Annotated in this window: 3 protein-coding genes; 1 reads left to right on the plus strand and 2 read right to left on the minus strand. The window is 74.2% G+C overall.

The genetic code is table 11. From position 1 onward, the window contains the following. Nucleotides 1-576: TetR/AcrR family transcriptional regulator (locus AOK18_RS27045; protein ID WP_055696033.1), on the plus strand; the 576-nt coding region annotated here is incomplete at its 5' end. A gap of 240 nt (nucleotides 577-816) precedes the next feature. Here the strand turns inward: AOK18_RS27045 and AOK18_RS27050 are convergent. After that, on the minus strand, nucleotides 817-2,502 hold the full coding sequence (locus AOK18_RS27050; RefSeq protein ID WP_055696034.1) for a thiamine pyrophosphate-binding protein: 1,686 nt from the start codon (nucleotides 2,500-2,502) through the stop codon (nucleotides 817-819). Continuing rightward, the coding region (gene speB, locus AOK18_RS27055; RefSeq protein WP_055696035.1) for an agmatinase at nucleotides 2,499-3,320 on the minus strand (822 nt) is incomplete at its 5' end. The genes AOK18_RS27050 and speB, both read right to left, overlap by 4 nt.

Below are 3,320 nucleotides of genomic sequence, written 5' to 3' on the forward strand. Positions count from 1 at the left end.
GTGATCAGCACCGTACGCACGCTCCTGCGTACGGAAGGCCTGAACGTGTCCCTGGCCGCCATCGCCCGGAACTGCGGCACGACCCGCACCTTCCTCTATCAGAACTGGAGATCCGTCACCGCGCTGTATCTGCACGCACTCCAGGCCGAGCTCGCGGACGCCTTCGCCACGGCGGCTCGCGTCCGCCCGAGCGACGGCACCGTCCCGGGCATCACCGAGCACCTGACGGAAGTGGTCCGCGCCGTTCGCCGTCACCCGGCCACGGCTGCCGTCGCCCGCTCCTCCCCCGAGAAGTTCGCGGCGGCGCACACGGCACTCGACGGACCGCTGGTGGGCATCGCGACGGATCGGATCAGCGATCTGCTCCATCCCCTCTGCCCGCACGGCGGGATCTGGGGCGACCAAGCGCTGGCCTCCAGGCCGTGGAAGATCCTGTGGATCGCCCGCCCCGCCGCCCTCTGTCCCGAAGTCGTCGGCGACCGGCTCCGGGAGGACACCCTGGACAGCGCCTTCGCCGACCTGCTCGGCGACCTGCTGAAGCCCTGGGCCTCCGCACCGCCCCGCACGCGTTCCTGACGGGAAGCCGTCCTCATACGGAACGACTGCGCCAGGGGGGCGCGAGGGCGACGGCCGCTTGGTCGGCAGCCGCTTCAGGGGGCCGGCTGCCGCCGCCGGGTGCGCGATCGGCTGCCGCCGCCGGGTGCGCGGCCGGCTGCCGCCGCCGGGTGTGCCGCCGGGTGCGCGGCCCCTTCACGAGGGAGCGTCACGCTGTCCGCGGGCAGTGGCCCCTGCCGGGGTTCGGCCTTCCCGGGCCCCTCAGCCCAGGTGCGTCGGGGCGAACATCCGCAGGACCACCGGAAGGACGACCACGGACGGGCCCGGGGCGGCCAGGGCCGCCGCCAGGTCGTGTTCCAGTGATTCGGGGGTGGTGCGTACCGCCGGGACGCCGAAGGACGCGGCGAGGGCGACGAAGTCCGGGCCGGTCAGGTCGGTCGCCATGGGCTCGCCGTGGGCGTCGGTCATGTACTGGCGCAGGATGCCGTAGCCGCCGTCGTCGACGATCAGCCAGGTGACGTCGAGGCCGTACTGGCGGGCGGTGGCCAGTTCGGCGACGGAGTACAGGGCGCCGCCGTCCCCCGAGACCGCGAGGACGGGGCGGGTGGGGTCGGCGACCGCCGCGCCGAGGGCGGCCGGCAGGCCGTAGCCGAGGCCGCCGGCGCCCTGGGCGGAGTGCAGCTGGTTGGGCCCCTTCGCGTCGAAGGCGGACCAGGCCCAGTAGGCCAGGATCGTCATGTCCCAGAAGGACGGCGCGTCCTCGGGCAGGGCGCGGCGGACGGACGCCAGCACCTGCTGCTCCAGGGCGAGGTCCTGGGACGCGATGCGTTCGGCGACCTTCGACAGGAGCGCGCGGACGCGTTCCGGTGCCGCCCCGTCCTCGCGCGGCTCCACCGTCTCCAGCAGGGCCTGGAGGGCGAGGCGCGCGTCCGCGTGGATGCCGAGCGCCGGGTGGTTGGACTCCAGCTTGCCGAGGTCGGCCTCGATCTGGACGATGCGGCCGCGCGGTGCGAACGTGTGGTAGTTCGAGGAGAGTTCGCCCAGTCCGGAGCCCACCACCAGGAGGACGTCGGCGTCCTCCAGGAAGTCCGTCGTGTGGCGGTCCTCCAGCCAGGACCGCAGGGACAGCGGATGGGTCCAGGGGAAGGCGCCCTTGCCGCCGGGGGTGGTGACGACCGGCGCCCGGAGGAGTTCGGCGAGCTTGCGGAGCTTGCCCGAGGCGTCGGAGCGGATCACTCCCCCGCCCGCGATGACCGCGGGGCGTTGCGCGTGCGTCAGCCAGTGGGCGGCGAGCGCGGTCAGTTCGGGGCGCGGGGGCAGTTCGTCGGGGGTGGCGTCCATGGCCGTGACGACCGGCAGGGACGTCGGGGCGTCCAGCACGTCCTGCGGGATCTCCACCCACACGGGACCGTGCGGCACCGTCAGCGCCGACTGCCAGGCCGCCGTGATCGCCGACGGGATCTGGGAGGCGGCGCGCACGGTGTGGACGGACTTGACCACGCCCCGGAACGAGGCCGCCTGGTCGGGCAGTTCGTGCAGGTAGCCGCGGCGCCCGCCGCCCAGCCCGGCCGTCGGGACCTGACTGCCGATCGCCAGGACGGGGGCGGACGCGGCGGCGGCCTCCTGCAGCGCGGGCAGCGCGGTCAGCGCGCCCGGCCCGGTCGACAGCAGCAGCGGGGCCGCCTCCCCGGTGACGCGGCCGTACGCGTCCGCCGCGAAGGCGGCGTTGTTCTCCACCCGCAGGCCGACGTACCGCAGGTCCGAGCGGCGCAGGGCGTCGAACACGCCGAGCGCGTGCTGGCCGGGCAGCCCGAACACGGTGGTCGCGCCGAGGCCGGCCAAGGTCTCCACGACCAGGTCTCCGCCGGTGCGGCCCGCGGGCCGGTTCAGCGCGGCCTCGGTCTGGGCCGGGGTCGGGCGGAGCACCAGGTCGTGGTCGTGGGTCACTTGCGGTCGTTCTCCTCACGGGCCCCGGCGATCTGGCGGGCCATGATCGTGGTCAGCTCGTACGCCGTGTGGGAGGCGGCGATCGAGGTGATCTCCGCGTGATCGTACGCGGGCGCCACCTCCACGAGGTCCGCCGAGACCAGGTTGCAGGAGGCCAGACCGCGCAGGATCTCCAGGAGTTCGCGGGAGGTCAGGCCGCCGGCCTCCGGGGTCCCGGTGCCGGGGGCGTGCGCCGGGTCGAGGCAGTCGATGTCGATGGAGATGTACAGCGGGCGGTCGCCGATGCGCTGCCGCAGCTGGTCGGCGATCTCGTCGGCGCCCCGCCGGTAGACGTCCGCCGAGGTGACGATGCCGAAGCCCATCTTCTCGTCGTCGGTGAGGTCCTGCCTGCCGTAGAGCGGACCGCGGATGCCGACGTGGGAGAGGGCGGAGGTGTCGAGGATGCCCTCCTCCACGGCCCGGCGGAACGGGGTGCCGTGCGTGTACTCGGCGCCGAAGTAGGTGTCCCAGGTGTCCAGGTGGGCGTCGAAGTGGAGCAGGGCGACCGGGCCGTGCTTCCTGGCGACCGAGCGGAGCAGCGGCAGGGCGATGGTGTGGTCGCCGCCGAGGGTCATCAGGCGGGCGCCGGTGCCGAGCAGGTCGTCGGCGGCGGCCTCGACGGTCTCGACGGCCTCGTTGATGTTGAACGGGTTGACGGCGATGTCACCGCCGTCCGCGACCTGGGCGAGGGCGAAGGGGGAGGCGTCCTGCGCGGGGTTGTAGGGGCGCAGCAGCCGGGACGCCTCACGGATGGCGTTGCCGCCGAAGCGGGCGCCCGG

The organism is Streptomyces prasinopilosus, from assembly GCF_001419695.1.
Lineage (GTDB): Bacteria > Actinomycetota > Actinomycetes > Streptomycetales > Streptomycetaceae > Streptomyces > Streptomyces prasinopilosus.